Origin of the sequence: Microcoleus sp. AT9b-C3 (assembly GCF_036705485.1) — a bacterium.
Classification (GTDB): domain Bacteria; phylum Cyanobacteriota; class Cyanobacteriia; order Cyanobacteriales; family Microcoleaceae; genus Microcoleus.
The window spans coordinates 115,823-135,459 of record NZ_JAUBUR010000008.1; the positions used below are offsets into that span (position 1 = coordinate 115,823).

Here is a 19,637-nt window from a genome sequence, read left to right on the forward strand (position 1 = left end):
AAAGTTGCGTTAAGTTTTGATGTATGGCGAGGTACTTTACCCAATGTGCAGCGGAAGCTCCTAATCTAAAAAGTAAAGTCACCTACACACCACCACCGAATACTATCCGAGGAGAGAGGAGAAATGCTTGAATCTTACCGCCGTACCGCTGCCGAACGGGCTGCTTTGGGAATTCCACCCCTGCCGCTAGACGCCCAGCAAACGTCCGAACTGTGTGAACTGCTGAAAAATCCGCCGGCACAAGAAGAAGAAACCTTAATAGAATTATTGCGCGATCGCGTCCCCCCAGGCGTAGACAGCGCCGCCTACGTCAAAGCTGGTTTTTTAACTGGCATTGCTAAAGGCGAAATCCACAGCCCCCTAATTGCTCCCAAATGGGCAGTTTACCTGCTGGGGACAATGATGGGCGGTTACAACGTCCAATCTTTAATCGATTTGCTCAATCCTACTGCCGAAATCGCAATTCCCGCCACCGCCGCCCGGGCACTGAGCAAAACGTTGTTAGTATTCGACGCTTTCCACGACGTTATAGCTTTGTCGGATACCAATCCCTACGCCAAGCAGGTAGTCGATTCTTGGGCGGATGCCGAGTGGTTTACAGGTCGTCCTGTGTTGCCAGAAGCGATTACCGTGACAGTCTTCAAAGTTCCTGGAGAAACCAATACTGATGACTTGTCGCCTGCACCTCATGCTACCACGCGGCCCGACATTCCCCTACACGCTTTGGCGATGCTCGAAAGTAAGATGCCTGGGGCTTTGCAAACCATTGCAGACTTGAAGCAAAAAGGTCATCCCGTAGCCTATGTTGGTGATGTTGTCGGCACCGGTTCCTCGCGGAAATCGGCGATTAATTCTGTGCTCTGGCACATTGGCAATGATATTCCGTTTGTGCCGAACAAGCGCAGTGGCGGTTATATTTTAGGAGGTGCGATCGCCCCGATTTTCTTCAATACCGCTGAAGATTCCGGCGCTTTGCCGATCGAATGTGATGTCTCCCAAATGGAAACAGGAATGGTAATTACCATCCATCCCTACAAAGGCGAAATCACCAACGAAGCCGGAGAAATTATCTCCACCTTCACCCTCAAACCCGACACAATATTAGACGAAGTTCGCGCAGGTGGCCGAATTCCGCTATTAATTGGACGAACTTTAACCGACAAAACCCGCGCAGCTTTAGGACTAGAACCTAGCACTATTTTTACCCGCCCGACTATTCCCGCCGATACCGGAAAAGGCTTCACTTTAGCACAAAAAATGGTAGGCAAAGCTTGCGGTTTGTCCGGGGTTCGTCCCGGTACATCTTGCGAACCAGTAATGACAACAGTTGGCTCGCAAGATACCACCGGGCCAATGACTCGGGACGAATTAAAAGAACTTGCTTGTTTGGGATTTAGCGCCGATTTGGTAATTCAAAGTTTCTGCCACACTGCCGCTTATCCGAAACCAGTTGATGTCAAAACTCACCATGAATTGCCCGATTTCATGGCAGAGCGCGCCGGCATAGCTTTGCGCCCCGGAGACGGCATTATTCACTCTTGGCTGAACCGAATGTTATTGCCAGATACAGTGGGAACTGGCGGCGATTCTCACACTCGTTTTCCTTTGGGAATTTCCTTTCCTGCGGGTTCGGGATTGGTGGCTTTTGCTGCTGCCTTGGGCGTCATGCCTTTGGATATGCCGGAATCAGTTTTAGTGCGGTTTAAAGGTGAATTGCAGCCCGGAGTAACGCTCAGGGATGTTGTGAATGCAATTCCATATGTGGCAATTCAAAAAGGTTTGCTAACCGTCGAGAAACAGAATAAGAAGAACGTCTTTTCGGGGCGGATTATGGAGATTGAAGGTTTGCCCGATTTGAAGGTTGAGCAGGCTTTTGAATTGACCGATGCGACGGCCGAGCGTTCTTGCGCTGGATGCACCATTAAATTGAGCGTGGAGACTGTTTCCGAGTACATTCGCTCCAATGTCGCGCTGCTGAAAAACATGGTGGCGCGGGGCTATCAAGATGCGCGGACGATGATGCGCCGGGTGGCGAAGATGGAGGAATGGCTGGCAAATCCGGTGCTGATGGAGGCGGATGCTGATGCGGAATATGTGGAGATAATTGAGATCGATTTGAACGAGATTAAAGAGCCAATTGTGGCTGCTCCCAATGACCCGGATAATGTTAAGTTGTTGAGTGAGGTTGCGGGCGATCGCGTTGACGAAGTATTTGTCGGTTCTTGCATGACAAATATCGGTCACTACCGCGCTACTGCGAAAGTGTTGGAAGGTGCAGGAGAAGTTAAAACTCGCCTGTGGATTTGTCCGCCAACTCGCATGGACGAACAGCAACTCAAAGAAGAAGGTTATTACAGCATTTTTGGAGCCGCTGGAGCGCGTACAGAAATGCCTGGTTGCAGTCTTTGTATGGGGAATCAAGCGCGGGTTAAAGATGCGACAACGGTGTTTTCAACTTCTACTCGCAACTTTAACAACCGCATGGGCAAAGATGCACAAGTTTATCTGGGTTCAGCGGAATTGGCGGCCGTTTGTTCGCTGTTAGGTCGAATTCCCACAGTCCAAGAATACAATGAGATTGTGGCGAAGAGAATCGATCCTTTTGCTGGCGATTTGTATCGCTATTTGAATTTCGATCAAATTGCTGGTTTTGAGGATGAAGGGCGAGTGATTGCTTTGGAAGATATGCCTCGCATTGAGGATATTTTGGGGATTCCCGATGGTGTGTTGAGCAAGTAAAAAGTGGGGCGGGCAATTGCCCGCCCTTTGTTTATAATATGAGTAAATGAGAGAAAGGAAAAAAGTAATTATGTCCGAACAAGTTTTAAGCAGCGAAAGCCAAGGGACAGTAAAATCCGCTCCCGAAACTCCTACGGTGGAAGACAAAGAAAGCGATCGCCCCTTAAGCCAGCCGATCGCGGAATTTCTCCGCGTAATTCAGCAAACTCCCAGAGAATATTGGCCAAACTTACTCCAGATGATGCGCTTATTTATGGAAACGGTGACAGTAAAGCCAGTCTTGTCCGAGGAGGTTCCCGCACCTGAGAAAATAGACATTACTAAACTGTCGCTGGAGGAACGGATACAAAGAAATCAAGGTGCAATTGAATTATTGCGATCGTGGCGAGAAGAGGATGACGAACAAGACCAAAAAGAAACTGCGGAATATCTAGAACAAGTGATAAATGAAGATCTGATGTCTAATCGACCCTTGTTTCAATGAGCAGAATAATTATTTTGGATTCTGGTCCATTAGGGATGGTAACAAACCCTCAAGCCAAACCTCCTTATTTGGAATGCCAACTTTGGCTAGACTCCTTACTACAAAATGGCGAAATGGTAATCCTGCCTGAAATTGCTGACTATGAGGTGCGGCGAGAATTGATTCGAGCGGGAAAAGAGAGAGGTATCAGAAAACTTGACCTATTCAAGAATGTCCTTACATACCGTCCTTTGACTACAGAGGTAATGCTTTTGGCTGCTCAGTTGTGGGCTGATTCGAGAATGAGAGGAAGACCAACAGCCGAACCTAATTCACTTGACGGGGATGTGATTTTGGCGGCTCAAGCAATATTGGAGGCAAGTGAAGGCAATGATGTGGTAATTGCTACAACAAATGTGGGACATTGGTCGCAATTTACTGATGCTCGCGAGTGGCGACTAATTCAGTAATCTTTAAATCGATCGCACTTACGCACTTACCCCATCCCTGATATACTTTTAACTACAGATATTTTTACAGACACCGTTAGCGAGATAAACAGCATGGTGGAAACAGTGGACACAACCGAAACAATTGACGATCGCACACAAACCCGCTACTGGGGCCAAGTTACAGTCATAGACGCGGGCGATCGTTATAAGATCAATCGCATTGAAGTCAAGCCTGGGCACCACATCAGCACCCAAATGCACTATCACCGCAGCGAGCACTGGGTTGTCGTCTCCGGTACCGCTAAAGTTATCTGCGACGACAAAGAGACGATTCTCATGCAGAAACAGTCAACCTACGTTCCGATGAATACTGCTCATCGCGTAGAAAATCCCGGCGTTATTCCCCTGGTGATGATTGAAATCCAAAATGGCGAATACCTCGGCGATGATGACATTATCCGCTTCGCCCAAGATGCTCACGAGGCAGATTGATCCTAGATCCAAATATGAAGCAATCGCAAACGCCAGGGAAAAGCTTCGCACACCGAATAATGACCGGAAGCATCCAGGATACAAGCCCCCGAATTTATCCGTGGGCTCAATGCTTCAATTCTAAACTCTAAAATCGATTGACCGAAAGCAGCCAAGATACAAGCCCCAAATTCATTCCAACGCGCAGACTCAGGACCCAGAAATAAAAAACCTGTCTCCGATGAAAATTGCCCCCCGAATTTATCCGTGGGCCCACTTCTAAAATCTAAAATCTAAAATCTAAAATCTAAAATCTAAAATCTAAAATCTAAAATCTAAAATCTAAAATCGATTGACCTACGCAGCGACCGGGAACAAGATAAATCCTACAATTAAAACTGTAGGGGCAATTTCAGAATTGCCCCTACGTTATTATATTAAGTTTGTTAAGCACCAGAATTTGATATAGCAATTGGCGATCGTCCTACGGCAAAGAAGCGTTTTGCAAATCTACATTTGCCATATTGGCATTCTTTAAATTAGCACCTGTCAAGTCCGAACCGTTCAAATTTGCACCGTTCAAATTTGCATTGGTCAAATTTGCATCCCGCAAGTTGACTCCCTGTACGTCTATTCCCGACAAACTGCCACCTCTGAGGCTGACATTCGCTAAATTCGCTATAGACTGGCGAGCATTTCTCAGGTTTGCACCCGCCAAATTGGCGCTTTCTAAATTAGCGCCGATTAAATTAGCGCTGGTGAGATTCGTATTTTTTAAACTAGCAATCACTAAACCCGCCAAACTCAAATTAGCGCGGCTCAAATCAGCACCCTCCAAATTAGCCCCGTGCATTTTAGCCCCAATTAAACTCGCACCTTGCAATTTAGCTTGTTTCAGATTTGCTTCATTCAGTTTGGCTTCGTCCAAATTTGCACCGTTCAAATTTGCACCTCTTAGATTCGCACCGCTCAAATCTGCCCCGCTCAGATTCATACCAGCAAGCTGCGCTCCTGTCAAGTCACATTGGCTACATTTTTTAGTTTCTAATAATTGCTTGACGTGTGATACGTTTTCTGCCTTTACTCCCGAGGCACAACCGATCGCAATCAGCAGCCCTGTTGTTGTTAAAATTCCAAGTTTCATATACCCACCCTCAGCAAAATCTCTCTTTAATAATATCCCACATTATTAAAGAGGTTAGGGTGATCAGTCTCTTTGATAAACTGTGACAATCATCACCCTGTTGTGCACAAAATATGCAATAATTATTGACGTTTCAACTCCAGAAAATTATTGTAAAGAATTATTGCTTTTTCAGGAACCAAAAAGGAAAAGATTGCGTCGGTTCGAGACGGACCCCGGCGACGCTGTTCTGAGCAAATGTATAGTCCTTATCCTGCCAAAGAGGGATGAAAGGTACATCTTTACCCAGTATGTCTTGAATTTCGGCAAATATGGCTTTGCGGGTTTGAGGGTTTGTTTCTTTGCGCTCCTTGTCGATCAGTTGATTTACCCGATCGCTATAATAAAACGAACCCTGACTTTGGCTTGCACCCTTGGAGCAGCCGCCCGCCTCCGAACCTGTGGCACAATCTAAAAACGGCTGAATGTAATTGTCAGCGTCAAAAAAGTCGGCCGACCAATCAACTAAAACCGCAGGATAAATTCCCTTCTCTATGTTTTGAAACAAAGTCGGAGATTCAACGCTGTTAATTTCTACCTGCATGATTCCGTCCATTTTGAGTTTAGTTTGCGCCTCGATCGTACTCGCGACTAAAGCTCTTTTTCTGGAAGCCGAAGCATACCAAATTGGCAGAACAAAAGGATTTGTGGCCGAGTATCCCGCTTTCGTTAAAAGTTCCTTGGCTTTTGCCGTGTTGGCGTCGCCGTACAGTTCTTTGAAAACCGGTTTTTGAACGTCCAAGGTTGTGGGAATCAGACTGTAAAGCGGTTGTGCTTGTCCCTGCAGTACGCGCTCGTTAATCAGCGGGCGATCCATCAGTGCTGCGATCGCTTGTCTCACTTCTAACTTATCCAGCGGTTTAGACTGCATATTCAGCGTCATGTAATTAACCGTACTGCTTTCTCCCGCGATTTCCTGCCATTTCCCTTTTTTTGCTCCCTCGTCCAAGCTGCGAACTTGGTCTGCATCCAGAGACAAATAAGCCACATCGACTGCACCAGTCTGAAAAGTATTGAACAAATTTGACGAACTAGAAAGCAGCAAAATGTCAATTCCTTGATTAACTGGCTTTTCCCCCCAATACTTGTCAAACACGTCAAACTTAAGAGAATCGCTGCCGTACTTCGCCAGCTTGTAACGTCCAGTTCCCACAAAAATATCGGGTTTAAATTTACCCTGCCCAATCTCGTAAGCTTTTGGAGAAACTGCACACATACCGGAAAATGTCAACAGGGAAGGAAAAGCAGCAAAAGGCTTTTTGAGTCGAAAAGTTAATTCGTATTCGCCCGTGGCTTTCACCGATTCCACTGCATCGCTCAACAACAAAGCCGGACTGCCACCATTTTGGATAAACCGCTGCAAGGAAAATTCCATTGCTGCGGCGTTAAACGGTGTGTCGTCGTGAAAAATAACTCCTTGACGCAAGGGGATTGTATATGTCAATCCGTCTTGGCTAACTTTTGGCATTGCTGTCGCTAAATGCGGGATTAACTCTGTAGTTCCCGACTTGTAAGTGTAGAGAGTGTCGCCCAAATTTCGCAGCAATTGTCCTGATAAGGTTTCGTAACCGTCCGCAGGGTCGATCGTCCGCAATTTCAAGGTTGTGCCAATAGTAACGCGGTTATTAGCATTTTCGCCGCTCGCATTCACCGATCGACGTGGCCCCTGTCCACAACTTGCAGTTAACAAGCAGCACAGAAAGAACAGAGCTATCGCTTTAATGACTGAAGGTTTTATAAATATTTTAGGCTGCTGCTTGTTGATTCTCATCGTCTTTTTTTGACACTCCAAATTATTGATTATATTATCAGGACTTACGCACTGTTAGACTAGAAACCGGATTTATTGGTAGATTCTCCTGTAATACAAATATCGCTGCCTAACCACAGCAACTTAAAAGCTGGGTGATGTTCGATCGGTTTAAGATCCTTCGGCTCAATTTTTATAGCTTGCTGGGCGATGACTGTTATTGCTAACAAGTGCAGCGATCGTCTTAATTAATTTATCCGGTTCGATCGGCTTTGCCAGATGTCGGTGAAATCCAGCTTGCAAAGCTTGCTGTTGATTAAACTCACCCGCATAGGCAGTCAGGGCGATCGCGGGAATCAGCCCACCCCGTTCTGGCGGCAGAGTTCGCACTTGCCGCAACAGCATATAGCCATCCATCCCCGGCATTCCAATGTCGCTCAACAGGACATCTGGCTGGAAATTAGTCAAGGCTGTGAGCGCTTCTTGAGGGACAGCAACAGTCAGCACCTCTGCACCTGCATCTTCTAGCAAAAACGAAATCAAGTCTCGCATATCCGGCTCATCATCTACCACAAGTATCCGCATCCCGGATAACGGTTCCTCCGCAGTCGATCGTTCCGAAAGTCCTGCAAGAGAGTTTTCTTGTCTTACCTTCCCGGATAGGGGCAGTCTTACAGTAAAGGTAGCTCCTAACCCTTCACCGAGGCTATCTGCCCCAACGGTGCCGCCGTGGAGTTCCACTAGATGCCGCACGATCGCCAGCCCCAACCCCAAGCCACCAAACTTGCGGGTTGTAGCGCCATCTTTTTGCCGGAAGTAGTCAAACACGTAGGGTAAAAACTCCCGTGCGATGCCAATCCCTGTATCCGCCACCGTAATTTGAGCCTGATTACCAACACGAGTCAAATTCACCTCAACGCGCCCCCCGGCTGAGGTGAATTTGACCGCATTAGAAACAAGATTCCACACAACTTGCTGCAAACGGCCCGAATCCCCCAAAATTTGTCCAATCTGAGGATCTAACACAGTCCGAATATCAATGGATTTGGCAACAGCAGCCAAATTGACAGTTTCGATCGCCGATTCCACAGTTAAAGCTAAATCGACTGGACGAATATTAAGACTGAGCTTGCCTTGAAGAATTTTCGAGACATCGAGCAAATCTTCAATCAGTTCACTTTGCAGCTTGGCGTTGCGTTCGATCGTCGCTAACGCCTGTGCAGTTTTCGCCGCATCAAGCTTGCCAGTTTGCAGCAGCTTTGTCCAGCCCAGGATGGGATTGAGGGGCGATCGCAATTCATGGGATAGTACCGCTAAAAACTCATCCTTGATCCGATTTGCCTGTCTTAGCTGTTCCGCTTGCTGCTGGAGTGAATCGTTCAGGCTTGCCCGTTCCAGAGCGATCGCGATCTGGTCACAGGTCGATCGCAGCAGCTCGATTTCTGCAGGTGTGAACTGCGTCCGAGTCTGACTGGCAAATGAGAGCGTTCCTAATAACCGCCCTTGAGCGATTAACGGTTGACCCGCGTAAGCCGTGATGCCCATTTCACAGATGGCTTTAGCATTTGGATGAGTGGAAATTTGGGCTTGATTCAAGACAAGTTGCTGCTGCGTTTGGGCAACCATTCCACAGAGATATTCACCTAATTCTATCCATGCCATCGCCTGCCCCGTTTCTTCAGAGATGCCATCGTAGTTTCTCAAATGCAGCATCAGGCGGTTGTCTTTTTCTTCCACCATGAAGTTGTAGTAACAGTGCAGATCGAGTTGCACTGAAAGTTTGCCGAATAGGGTGTCCATCAAAGCCAGAGGCTGTTCTATCTTCAACAGATCGCGGGTAGTTTCATAAAGCAATTGCAGTCGCTCACTTGCTTGCCGTTGTGCGGTCTTGTCCTGCATGATTTTGACAAATCCCTGCGGAGAATCGGCTTCATTAAGCAGGGGCATCATCAATCCACTGGCCCAAAAGCGATTCCCATCTTTGCGGACGTGCCAGCGTTCGTCTTCTGCCCGTCCTTGCAGTAGAGCCGTTTGCCTCTGGTACTCGGGTTGTCCTTGTTCGTTATCTTCCGGCGTGAAGATCATCCGACTCGGGCAACCAATTGCTTCGGTCTCGGTATAGCCCAACAGGCGTTCTGCCCCTGAGTTCCAACTGGCAATGATGCCGTTAAGGTCGAGGGTGAAGATGGCATAATCTTTGGCGCTTTCAAAGATCAGACGGAGGCGGGATTCACTCTCGCGCAGGGCTTCCTCAGCTTGTTTGTGGTCTTCAATATCAACACAGGAGCCGATGTAGCCCAAGAACTCACCTTCCAATCCGTAGCGAGGAATAGCTTCATCCATAATCCAACGGTATATGCCATCACAGCGTTTCAAGCGATAGTCCATCTTGAACGGTTGACGGGCATCAAAGGCAGTCACATAGGTGTCTAAACAGCGCTCGAAGTCGTCGGGGTGGACTCCTTGTGCCCAACCATTGCCCTTTTCTTGCTCGATCGTCCGTCCGGTAAAGTTTAGCCACGGGAGGTTGAAGTAATTACAGAGTTTATCGGTGCCCGACATCCAAATCAGCACAGGGGCGGCATCTGCCATCAGCCGGAACCGTGCCTCACTCTCCCGTAGTGTGGCTTCGGCTTGTTTGCGATCGGTGATATCGTTGACCAGTGCTACAAACCCTTCAACTGTTCCCAGGCTATTGAAGCGGGGAACATAGGTCGCATTGACATAACGGGTTACACCATCTTTGTAGGGAATTTGGCTTTCAAAGGTCACTTCTTCTCCTGCCAAGACTTGCTGAACATAAGGAAGAATCGCTTCATACCCGGTTTCGCCTAAAACCTCTTGGAGATGCTTGCCGTAGATTTGCGCTGCCGGATGTCCAAACCATTCTTCATATGCTCGATTGTTGAAGCGATAGCATTGGTCTGAGTCTACAAAGGAGATCAAGGCAGGCACGGCATTGGTAACTAAACGAAGCTCTGCTTCTCGTTGTTGCAATACCTCCTCGGCCAGTTTTCGATCGGTGACATTTCGGAAATAAATGGTAATCCCGTTCGCGGCAGGGTAGGTGCGAACGTCATACCACCGATCGTGATCGGGATAAAACGCCGTGACTGAGAAAGCCAAGCGCTCGTTTGCCACACGCCGATGAACCCGCTCAAACTCGCTGCCATTGAGTCCTGGGAATTCTTCCCAAAAATTCTTCCCAATCAGAGCGCCCGGAGTGCGGTCTAGCAGAATTTCCGCTGACCGATTCACGTAAGTAAAACGCCAATTCTCATCCAGGGAAAAGAATCCATCATCAATGCTTTCTAGAATGTTCCGACTCTGTTCTTCGCTTTGACGCAACGCTTCTTCGGCTTGTTTGCGATCGCTGATGTCGATGAATACGCCGCGCGTCGAAATTATGACGCCATCAGCGTTGTAGGCGCAATCGCCCTTTGCCAAAATCCAGCGAACGGTGCCATCGCCCCACAGCGTCCGATACTCAATTTCAGTATGCGGTTGATTCGCTTTTAGCTCAGTCAGCACGGTGTGAACGAATGGGCGATCGTCGGGATGCACGGCTTCTAAAAACACTTGCACCGACATTGCCGTATTGACGGGTAAACCCAACATCGCTTTGGCTATGTCCGTAAAACTCAGCGTGTCTGTTTCCATATCCCAATACCACAAACCCAAATTTCCGCCTTCGGAAGCCAGTCGGAACTGTTCTTCGCTCTCGCGCAACGCCTGGAACGATCGATCGCGCTCGAAGGCGATGCTGGCAACTTGGGTGCCGAACTCGGCGAGTTTATATTCCCAATCCGTCGGCCTCCGCGCCTCGCTAAAGCAAAGCATCAGCGACCCCAGAGCTAGATTGTCCTGCCTGAGCACGGGCTGAGAATGACAGGCTAGAATGCCATGAGCCACGCATAAATTTCGCCATGCTTGCGACCAGCGATCGTCGTTGGCAATGTCGGCGCAGGTCACGGGCTGACCGCAATACACTGCTTCGCCACAGGTTCCAATGCACAAATCGTTAATCGGAGCATCCTTGAGTCCTTGACCAAAAGACGGTGGAAAGTCTGGAGTAATGGATCTGTTAAACGTCAGCCGCTGAGCATCGGCTAGCAGGAAGCAGGCGCGGGTAGCCGGATTTAGCCTGGATACTGAGTCACACACGGCTGCCAGACAGTCGTCTAGTGGCTGTCCGAATGCGATCGACTCCAGCAGTCGTTTCTGCTCGATTAACAGGAGTTCGGCCTGTTTGCGATCGGTAATGTCAGCAAGCAAAACAGTCAGTCCAGTGGGCGAAGGGTAAATTCGATGGTCATGCCAACCATTCCAAGGTGAGTAGAGATAATCAAACTGGAGCGGCGTTTGTTCGCGCATTGCCCGATGAAACTGCACATAAGCATCGGTGTCAACGGCAGCCGGAAATAACTCCCAAACGTTCTGACCCAGAATCGCTGACCGCGGCATTCCAACCATTTCACAGTAGCGATCGTTGGCATAGGTGTAGCGCCAATCGCGATCGAGGATATAAAACCCATCGTTGATGCTAGAAAGTACCCTTTCTAGCTGTTCTTTTGCCTCTGTCGCCGCAGCTTGTGCAGCTTCGCCCTGCACCTGTTGTTCGAGTTCCATTGCCTCCTGTAAAGTTTCCAAGGCTGCTTTCGCATTTTTTAGAGCGGTGCGCCACGATAGATTGAATGAAGCGATGAATCCTGCCGCGATCGAAAACATACCCAGCCGAATAATTGTCTCTACATTAGCGATCTGTAAGAAATAGAACGGCTCAATAAAAAAATAGTTGATTGCCAGCGTGGATAAAAGTGCTGCCAGCAACCCAGCCCCAAAACTGCCATACCAGGCACTCACCATCACCGCGATGAAAAACAGGGGCGTTGTGGTTGGGTAGATCCACGGTAAAAGCGATCGGGTTAGCGCCAGTGCTAGAGCCACGGAGAGGGTCGCCACACCATAGGGAAGTAGTCTAACTCTGAAAATGCTGTTGATTCCCTCTAAACTCACCCTTTGTACTCCTTATCCGAAAAATATCTTGCCTGCAGTGCCTGACTGCATTCGCGAAGCGTTGCATCTGGCAAATTACCTAACTCATCCAGCAATCTCTAAATTTGCTTGACTGCCAAGCCCGAAGGCGTAGCGTGTCCATTTTCCGAACGATTAATCGGGGGAAAGGTCGTCCCTAATTCATCCGCCCACTTTTTCTGAGACAGGTTCAGCGCTGGCCACCGTTCTCGCACCAAATTACCGATCGCTGGCTGTTGGGCCCTCAGCCGTTCTATTTTGAGAAGCCTCAGAAGTAACAGCTATAAACCTGTTTATATTTTACACCTTTGACAGATTCCAGAGGTCAGTCATCACTCTCAAGATATATATCAATCTTTACAGGAGTCGTAAATTTTTCACCCACCCCAACTCTCCCCGAACCTGCAGGGAGAAAGTAAGAAATTCACAAGTGATGCGAGGATTGCTATATGGAGTCAATCTCAAATCTCAAATAGACTAGCTTGCTTTAAATTCCTTTGAGGAGCGATCGCCAATCCCGACAGCGTTTCAGGTAAATGCGAGCTACATGATCGCTGGGATTTGTTCGCAAACACTCTTCAAATAATTTTCCAGCTTCCCGGAATTCCTTGCGATCGCACAGGAACATAGCTTCATTATATACAGACAAATTTGCTAGCTTTGCCGACAAAATTTCCGGCGGATCTGCATCAAATACCTCATAGACTACGACATATTGAGATTTTCCTTTTACCTGTACTTTATCCACAATCCTAATAGCATAATCTGTGGGATTTCGCAACCGTTCCAAAGTCTGCTGAGAAATTAACAGAGGTACGCCGTAATCTTTGGTCAATCCTTCAATGCGAGATGCTAAATTAACAGCATCGCTAATCACAGTGCTGTCCATTCGGCTTTTACCCCCCACTGTCCCCAGCATCAAAGAACCCGAATTGATGCCAATGCCAATGTGAATCGGGACGTAGCCGACACCTTGACGGCATTCGTTGTAATTTCTTAGGATATTGAGCATTGCAATACCCGCTTTCACTGCATCATCTGCAAAGTCACTAAACAAAGCCATAATTGCATCGCCGATGTATTTGTCAATAAACCCGTTATTGCTAGTAATGGCAGGCTCCATCCGCGAAAGGTAAGCATTGATAAATTTAAAATTTTCTTGGGGAGTCATAGTTTCTGAAAGCGTCGTGAAATCGCGAATATCTGAAAATAGCACCGACATTTCCTGCTGCACTTGGTCGCCTAAATTGACATCTATAATACTTTCATATCCCAACAAATTTAGAAATTGGTGAGGCACAAATCGCCCATAGGCATCAGTTAAGTCTGATTCGGCATCCAGGGATTTTTCTAAGTTTTGATTGAGGTCAAATAGTTTCTTAATAAATAAATGGCGATCGGCTTCAGCTTCTTTGCGTTCCGTGAAATCTTGAAAAACTGCGATCGCAAAAGCAACTTTGCCACCCTCGTCAAAAATTGGCGTTCCCCAAATCTCAAGGGGAACTTTCTTGTGGAATTGATGAATTTCCAGATCCTCAGCCTTCGCGTTTTCGCCCCTCAAAGCTCGGACGATCGGCAATTTCTCGAAAGGGTAAATAGTCTCAGTTCCCGCCATATAAATTTGATAACTTTCTGACAAATCCTCAACTGCATTTAAGGGCAGAACTCCTTGACCGAGTAACTGCTCCCCGGCGTGATTGACGTAGTAAGGTCTGCCTTGAGAATCCAGCACGAGCACACCTATAGGAATCGCTTCGAGAAATTGAGCCAGCTTGATTTCGCCTTCGCGCACCGCCTCGAATGCGCGAGAGCGTAACTCAGTTTCAACCGTATCGGAATGTTCAGCAGTAGTTTCCAGCAAGATTTCCAGATCCGCTTTTTCCTCCTTCAAGTCTTCCACTTGCTGGCGCAATCTTTCTATCTCTAAAAGTAGCTGTTCTCTAGATGGTTGTTCTTCCAGCATAACTCGAGAATTGGCGCCTCGACTAACAAAAAATTGATTAACAGCTCGCACCCTAAAAATAATTGTGTTTCCTATAGAAATTCCAACTGTAAAGCCGGCATCAGGCGCTGCAAATTCTTCAAAGATTTACCTTGCCAAGCTATGCTTTGAGAGCCTTGTACCGCCAGTTGCACCCTGGCTGTTTTGCGGATCTCGATAATAAACTTTGATAGCATATTGATGCCAGAACTGTTCAAAAATTCTAACTGCTGCAAATTGAGGGTAATTTTCGTCGGTTCCAAGTCGGCAACCTTGGTCAGAAACTGCGCTATCGGCGCGTACTCTGCTGGCCCGCTCAGCCTTAGAGAGCCAATAAAACTCACGGTTGCCGTTGTTGGATCGTAACAGATCTGGTAATCTTCTGTATTAATTTCCATAGCCACAAAAAAAAGTCCCTTAGATATTATCGATCGCTAGCGTTGTTTATACTGTTAATTGCACCATAGTTGTCACCGCAATTACTTCCGGGTCTTGGTGGATGGTTTGGAATTTCCAGCCAAGTTTGGCGGTATAATCGGTGAGCATGGTCAACAAACCCAATCCAGAATTGGTACAGCTTTCGTCCGCAGCATTTTTTTCCAGCCGCTGAATGTAAAGTTCGCTGGGTTCGGAGGCCAGCAACTGCTGAATATAAGCCTGAAACTTGTCCACAGCGTGCGGAGAGATGCTGTTAGCAACTGAGAAAATCACACGGTCGCTCTCTAATTGCAGTTTAATATCGATCGGGTACTCCGAGGTTTCATCATTAAACTTCATGGCATTTTCCAATAACTCGTTGGCAATGTAGCTAACAGCGCTTTTTATTTCAGCTTGTCTTTCAATTGTCGAGGGTTCATCTTGGTTGCGTGGAAAAAAAGTCGTCAGGTAGTCAGCCAGAAAATCCGCCGACAAACCGTTGTTCCGCCACCGCTGCTTGAGAGGAACCGAACTCGGAGAAAATCCAATTATTAAGTATTCTTGGCTAGCAGACTGCTCGATGAAATCGCCGAAAATCTGAGTCATACCGATGTGAGAGCTAAAGTTTGAGATCAGGGGCATCACTGAATATATTTTAAACTTTAGAAGGGATATCCAAGTAGTTATTTTTGTTTGAGTACCAGCAATGTGATGTCATCAAAAACTTTTTGTTCGCCGATGTGCGATCGCACGTCGTTAATTACAGCCTTCCTGATTTCGGCAGCCGAACGCTGGGAGTTAATCTCTATTACCTTAATTAACCGCTCTAAACCATAAAGCAGTTTATCCATATTTTTAGCTTCCGTAATCCCGTCAGTGTACAGCACAACCACATCTCCTGAACGCAACTGTACAATTTTTTCAGCAACAAATTCAGCAATATCTGCATCCAGTCCGATCGGGAAACCCAAATCGATCGTATCAAACCGTTCCACACAACCGTTAGACCGCACTAGAATCATTTCTTCGTGCTGGCCGCTCAACTTCAGCACTCCCTGCTCATAGTCTAGCAAAGCAAGGCTAGCGTTTTTCTCGGATTTCATCCGCTGCACATTATCGTAAATTACAGTGTTAATAGGGGTTAAAAATCTCACCGGATCGGGTTCATTGTAGGCGAGCAAAGTCCGCACAGCCGTTTGAACCATAATCATTAAAACACCGCTCTCCAATCCGTGTCCCGTCACATCGCCAATGCCAATTTTGACTCTACCTTTGTGCTGGAGTACGTCGTAATAGTCGCCGCCTACTTCCTCGGCAGCTTCCATAAATCCCGCAATATCTAAGCCCACAACTTCCTTAAGTTCTCGTTCTTTCGGCAGCAGCATCTGCTGAATCTTGCGAGTAACATCTAGTTCGGCGCTCATTCGCATATTTTCAGCTTTTAGGCGATCGTTGAGAACAGTAATTTCTTGATTTGCACCAACTAAAGCATCGGCAATCTTGTTAAATGCACCCACAACTTGCCCAAGTTCATCTCGGTTATCCAAAACAATTTTGTGGTCTAGATTGCCGCTTGCCATCTTTTTTGACGCTTCGTCCAGCACAAAAACAGTTTGCATAACTGCCCTGTAAAAAGATACAAACAAATAAATAACAATTGCTAAAATTGCCAACACGAAAATCAAAATTATGCGTTTTTTTGCAACAAAACTATCAATACGTTTTTGCAGCAGAAAGTCTAATTGATTAACTGTTGCGTCCCACAATTCAAAACTCGAAGTCAGAGCTCGATCGCTGCCATCAATATAGGCATAATATTCCACTCTGGCTGTGGGATTAATCAGTTTATCTATGTGCCCAGTTAGCTGCTCTACTACGGAGTTAAAATTTGTTAAATGCGCACTTAATTTCGGTCGCAGATTCCCGCGATGATTATTGCTAAACCCTACCTCCATAGTGATGGCTAAATCCTGATTTAGTTCTCTCAATTGGCCCGCCCAAGTAATCAATTTCGCTCTTTCTTCAGGTGTGGCATCGGAACGCCAGCTACTTTTTTGAGAAATTAGCCTAATCTCTGACAATATTTTTTGCATTTCTGGAAGCTTCAGCAAAGTAGCATCCATCAAATAATAGGTATCTAGATCTGGGTCTAAAATTAGATTGGAAGTATCGCCGACGCGAGCGCTCAATCTATTAATATCTGCTCGTAAGTTTTGATATAAAAAATCGTAAGTTTCTAAACTCCACTGGCTGCGACGAAGTTTAAAATTTTGCCAGCTTTGATAAATTTTATTAAAATAATCGCTAGAAACTAAAATTTTTCCTAACTGGCGATCGGTATTTGCCAGAGATTGAAAATTCGCGTCAATCTTAGCTTCTAAATTAGCCAGGGACTCTGGATTGCTTAAATTGGGACTTAAACCCTGATAATTTAACAGTTGAAGTTTCGGTATGTGTTCTCTCAAGTGGCGAAGCGGGCGCAGGTATTGATTGCCGTAGATTTCTTTTTGGGCAAAATCAACCCTGCTGTTAATTTCGGAAATCAGCAAGTACATGACCAAGGTTAACGGTATTGCAAATAGAAAACCGATTAAGGTAAATTTTTGAGGATAGCTCAGCCGATTCATTAAATGGATTCCTAGGGATTTTCTGTTCATAATTGAGATATTTCAAAAATATTGTACTAAAAAACTAACGTTTGCTATTAAAGTATTTTCGGGGACTATCGCTCTATAAAACAACAATGCTAATACAATTAATCAGCGATAGCTAGCGTAGTTTATAATACGTTTCCGTCCTCTTGCAACACGTTTTGTAGCATCCATTTCATCTCGCCGGCTCAGCTCGCCTACCACAGTCTAAAATAGCTTTAGCAGTTTGGGAACGATGAATAGCCATTCGTACTGAGATTGTGGGTACAATTAAATGATTTTAAGAATATTTACTTAAGCATAAATTTTTCTTAATACCCGGAGACAAAAAGTAAAAATTAAGTGATAACTGGGTAGTGCAAGTTTCCTGAAACACAACTGCCGGTCGCGAGTAGGAAATACTTGCTGCGCACCAGCAGTCAAGTTAGTTCTGCACAAAGGAACTAACAGCATCCGCAAAAGTGTCTAAATAAGTATCTGCAGTTGAGTGTTCAGGAGCGATCGCGCATTGTGTAAAGTGAGGCAGAGGGCGTATGATGAAAAAAATCTCCACAAATAAAATTCAAAAAAATAAAAACCGAGACCAAAAGCAGCCCAATCCTGTAATCTTGGCTTTAGTGCTGACAGGAATTTTGGTATGGGAAATGTATCCGGCGCTAAGACACACCGCTGCAGCTAAGGCGGGCGCTCTCCAATCTTCCCTTTCCCAGTTGGAAAGGCAACAGCAGCAACCCGCGCAGCAATTTTCCTCAGCAGCGGTAGCCCAAAAAATCAGCTATTCGGTATTGGCACTTAATACTCTAATTTCCGAACCGGGCAATTTGGCCGAGGCTACGCGCCAAAATCCCCCGAACAAATTGCCCGAAACCGTGGCAGCAGCAGTTCGCCGAGAGTTGTCGGACTCCACTGGCATTGCTGCTGACAAGTTGAAAGTAATTGAATCTAGCAGACAAAGTTGGCCGAATACTTGTTTAGGACTCGCGACAGCGGATGAAATTTGCGGTCAAATGATTGTCGAAGGTTGGCGGGTTGTGGTGTCTGATGGTAGGCAAACTTGGGTTTACCGTACTAATGCTAGGGGAAATATCTTGCGTTTGGAAAAAAGTTAGCTAGGTACATTTACCCCTGTGAAATGAAATATAAGTTTCCTTTTGGAACAGGCTTTCCGGCCTGTTCCACAAAGAGTGAATTTTCTTGTGGCAAGTGTCTTGTGGGCTTCTGGGAACAGGCTTTCCGGCCGGTTCCACAAAGAGTGAATTTTCTTGTGGCAAGTGTCTTGTGGGGTGGGCTTCTGGGAACAGGCTTTCCGGCCTGTTCCACAAAGAGTGAGTTTTTTTGTGGGGGGTTTCTTGTGGGGTGGGCTTCTAGCCCGCCCCTTGCCTTAATTTGGAAGCTGGTTTCTTTCGATGATGCCGCCGCCCAACAGCAAGTCTCCGTCATACCAAACGGCCGCTTGTCCGGGGGTAATACTCAACTGCGGTTCATCAAAAATCAACTTAACTCTTGTACCGCCGGCTTTTTCCTCTGCTTGGGATGGTTCCACAGGAATAATTGTAGCTGGGACGGGGTGCGATCGATATCGAATCTGTACCTGAGCCCGAATCGGAGCCGTCGGTGCAGCCACAGAAACCCAATTCACTTTCTGGACTGTACATTCAGATTCTACTGCCAACTGTCGATCGCCCACAATTACCCGATTGCCAGCAGCATCAAGTTCAATCACATACAGCGGTTCCGGTGCAGCAATTCCGAGTCCCTTCCGCTGGCCGATGGTGTAGTGGTGCACGCCGTCGTGCTGTCCGAGCACCCGCCCTGACTTGTCCACAATGTCACCTTTTTGCGGCGCAATGTACTTATCCAAAAAAGCCCGCATCGAACCGTTACTTTCCACCAAGCACAAATCCTGACTTTCCGGCTTATCAGCAGTTGTCAAGCCAAATTCCGCCGCAATTCTGCGAGTTTCTGTCTTGGTAATTTCCCCCAAAGGAAATTCCGTACCCGCCAACAAATCCTGTGTTAGATCGTACAAGAAATAAGACTGATCTTTCGCAGGGTCGATCGCCCGCAGCAACTGATAGCGACCCGTAGCAGCATCGTAAGTAATCCGAGCGTAGTGCCCTGTAGCGATTTTTTCAATTCCGAGTTCTTCGCGAGCATACTTAAGCATTGGCCCGAACTTCACAGTTTTATTGCACTGGGAACAAGGCAAAGGCGTAACTCCTGCACTGTAACCCTCCACCAAATAATCGACAATACTTGCCTGAAAAACATCGCGGCTGTCAACAATGTGGTGGGGAACGCCCAAATCTTCGCAAATTTTAGCTGCATCGACCATTCCCTCAGAGCAGCACTGACCTTTGCCCTTCATCAACCACAGCGTTAAACCCACCACTTCATATCCCTGATGGTGTAAAATTGCGGCTGCTGCGGAACTATCGACCCCGCCGGAGAGGCCTACAACAATCTTGTTCATGATTCTGAGAGAAATTGCTATTT

Annotated in this window: 13 protein-coding genes; 5 read left to right on the forward strand and 8 right to left on the reverse strand. The window is 46.7% G+C overall.

The features are described from left to right. The first annotated feature begins 123 nt into the window (after window positions 1-123). The 4 genes from acnB (at window position 124) to QUB77_RS10065 (ending at window position 4,146) form a co-directional block, all read left to right on the forward strand. The gene (gene acnB, locus QUB77_RS10050) at window positions 124-2,739 is read left to right on the forward strand and encodes a bifunctional aconitate hydratase 2/2-methylisocitrate dehydratase (RefSeq protein WP_333322994.1); all 2,616 of its coding nucleotides are present in this window, start codon (window positions 124-126) and stop codon (window positions 2,737-2,739) included. 70 nt (window positions 2,740-2,809) lie between these two features. Next, complete coding sequence (locus QUB77_RS10055; protein ID WP_333171904.1) at window positions 2,810-3,223, forward strand: hypothetical protein; 414 nt, start codon at window positions 2,810-2,812, stop codon at window positions 3,221-3,223. A 35-nt stretch (window positions 3,224-3,258) separates the two neighbouring features. Further along, window positions 3,259-3,672 (forward strand): nucleic acid-binding protein, encoded by a 414-nt coding sequence (locus QUB77_RS10060; RefSeq protein WP_333322996.1) that lies wholly within the window; start codon window positions 3,259-3,261, stop codon window positions 3,670-3,672. 93 nt (window positions 3,673-3,765) lie between these two features. Further along, window positions 3,766-4,146 carry a cupin domain-containing protein gene (locus QUB77_RS10065; protein ID WP_445251890.1) on the forward strand — a complete coding sequence of 127 codons (381 nt, stop codon included), beginning with the start codon at window positions 3,766-3,768 and terminating at the stop codon, window positions 4,144-4,146. A 463-nt stretch (window positions 4,147-4,609) separates the two neighbouring features. Here the strand turns inward: QUB77_RS10065 and QUB77_RS10070 are convergent, their stop codons facing one another. From QUB77_RS10070 to QUB77_RS10100, 7 genes are all read right to left on the reverse strand, one after another. Continuing rightward, window positions 4,610-5,269 carry a pentapeptide repeat-containing protein gene (locus QUB77_RS10070; protein ID WP_333171907.1) on the reverse strand — a complete coding sequence of 220 codons (660 nt, stop codon included), beginning with the start codon at window positions 5,267-5,269 and terminating at the stop codon, window positions 4,610-4,612. A 160-nt stretch (window positions 5,270-5,429) separates the two neighbouring features. Continuing rightward, the gene (locus QUB77_RS10075; protein WP_333322998.1) at window positions 5,430-7,079 is read right to left on the reverse strand and encodes an ABC transporter substrate-binding protein; all 1,650 of its coding nucleotides are present in this window, start codon (window positions 7,077-7,079) and stop codon (window positions 5,430-5,432) included. A 165-nt stretch (window positions 7,080-7,244) separates the two neighbouring features. Then, window positions 7,245-12,074, reverse strand: coding sequence for a PAS domain S-box protein (locus QUB77_RS10080; protein ID WP_333323000.1), 4,830 nt, complete (start codon window positions 12,072-12,074; stop codon window positions 7,245-7,247). 505 nt (window positions 12,075-12,579) lie between these two features. Then, window positions 12,580-14,055 (reverse strand): adenylate/guanylate cyclase domain-containing protein, encoded by a 1,476-nt coding sequence (locus QUB77_RS10085; protein ID WP_333171913.1) that lies wholly within the window; start codon window positions 14,053-14,055, stop codon window positions 12,580-12,582. A gap of 71 nt (window positions 14,056-14,126) precedes the next feature. Then, the gene (locus QUB77_RS10090) at window positions 14,127-14,471 is read right to left on the reverse strand and encodes a slr1659 superfamily regulator (RefSeq protein ID WP_333171915.1); all 345 of its coding nucleotides are present in this window, start codon (window positions 14,469-14,471) and stop codon (window positions 14,127-14,129) included. Between the two features lie 46 nt (window positions 14,472-14,517). Further along, a complete protein-coding gene (locus QUB77_RS10095; protein WP_333171917.1) occupies window positions 14,518-15,096 on the reverse strand; it encodes a DUF6272 family protein in 579 nt (192 codons plus the stop codon). A 77-nt stretch (window positions 15,097-15,173) separates the two neighbouring features. Further along, on the reverse strand, window positions 15,174-17,147 hold the full coding sequence (locus QUB77_RS10100; protein WP_333171920.1) for a PP2C family protein-serine/threonine phosphatase: 1,974 nt from the start codon (window positions 17,145-17,147) through the stop codon (window positions 15,174-15,176). Window positions 17,148-17,674: 527 nt separating this feature from the next. Between QUB77_RS10100 and QUB77_RS10105 the strand changes: the two genes are divergently transcribed. Further along, window positions 17,675-18,250: a hypothetical protein gene (locus QUB77_RS10105; RefSeq protein ID WP_333171922.1), complete on the forward strand. Its 576-nt coding sequence runs from the start codon at window positions 17,675-17,677 to the stop codon at window positions 18,248-18,250. Between the two features lie 272 nt (window positions 18,251-18,522). On the opposite strand, the gene mnmA is transcribed toward QUB77_RS10105, so the two are convergent. Further along, window positions 18,523-19,614, reverse strand: coding sequence for a tRNA 2-thiouridine(34) synthase MnmA (gene mnmA / locus QUB77_RS10110; protein ID WP_333171924.1), 1,092 nt, complete (start codon window positions 19,612-19,614; stop codon window positions 18,523-18,525). Between the last annotated feature and the right edge of the window lie 23 nt (window positions 19,615-19,637).

Bases quoted from the DNA above. Each gene is read 5' to 3' on its own strand.
- QUB77_RS10095 (WP_333171917.1), bottom strand. From the start codon at position 15,096: ATGACTCAGATTTTCGGCGATTTCATCGAGCAGTCTGCTAGCCAAGAA.
- QUB77_RS10075 (WP_333322998.1), bottom strand. From the start codon at position 7,079: ATGAGAATCAACAAGCAGCAGCCTAAAATATTTATAAAACCTTCAGTC.
- QUB77_RS10065 (WP_445251890.1), top strand. From the start codon at position 3,766: ATGGTGGAAACAGTGGACACAACCGAAACAATTGACGATCGCACACAA.
- QUB77_RS10070 (WP_333171907.1), bottom strand. From the start codon at position 5,269: ATGAAACTTGGAATTTTAACAACAACAGGGCTGCTGATTGCGATCGGT.
- QUB77_RS10090 (WP_333171915.1), bottom strand. From the start codon at position 14,471: ATGGAAATTAATACAGAAGATTACCAGATCTGTTACGATCCAACAACG.
- QUB77_RS10055 (WP_333171904.1), top strand. From the start codon at position 2,810: ATGTCCGAACAAGTTTTAAGCAGCGAAAGCCAAGGGACAGTAAAATCC.
- acnB (WP_333322994.1), top strand. From the start codon at position 124: ATGCTTGAATCTTACCGCCGTACCGCTGCCGAACGGGCTGCTTTGGGA.
- QUB77_RS10105 (WP_333171922.1), top strand. From the start codon at position 17,675: ATGATGAAAAAAATCTCCACAAATAAAATTCAAAAAAATAAAAACCGA.
- QUB77_RS10100 (WP_333171920.1), bottom strand. From the start codon at position 17,147: ATGAACAGAAAATCCCTAGGAATCCATTTAATGAATCGGCTGAGCTAT.
- QUB77_RS10060 (WP_333322996.1), top strand. From the start codon at position 3,259: ATGGTAACAAACCCTCAAGCCAAACCTCCTTATTTGGAATGCCAACTT.
- mnmA (WP_333171924.1), bottom strand. From the start codon at position 19,614: ATGAACAAGATTGTTGTAGGCCTCTCCGGCGGGGTCGATAGTTCCGCA.
- QUB77_RS10085 (WP_333171913.1), bottom strand. From the start codon at position 14,055: ATGCTGGAAGAACAACCATCTAGAGAACAGCTACTTTTAGAGATAGAA.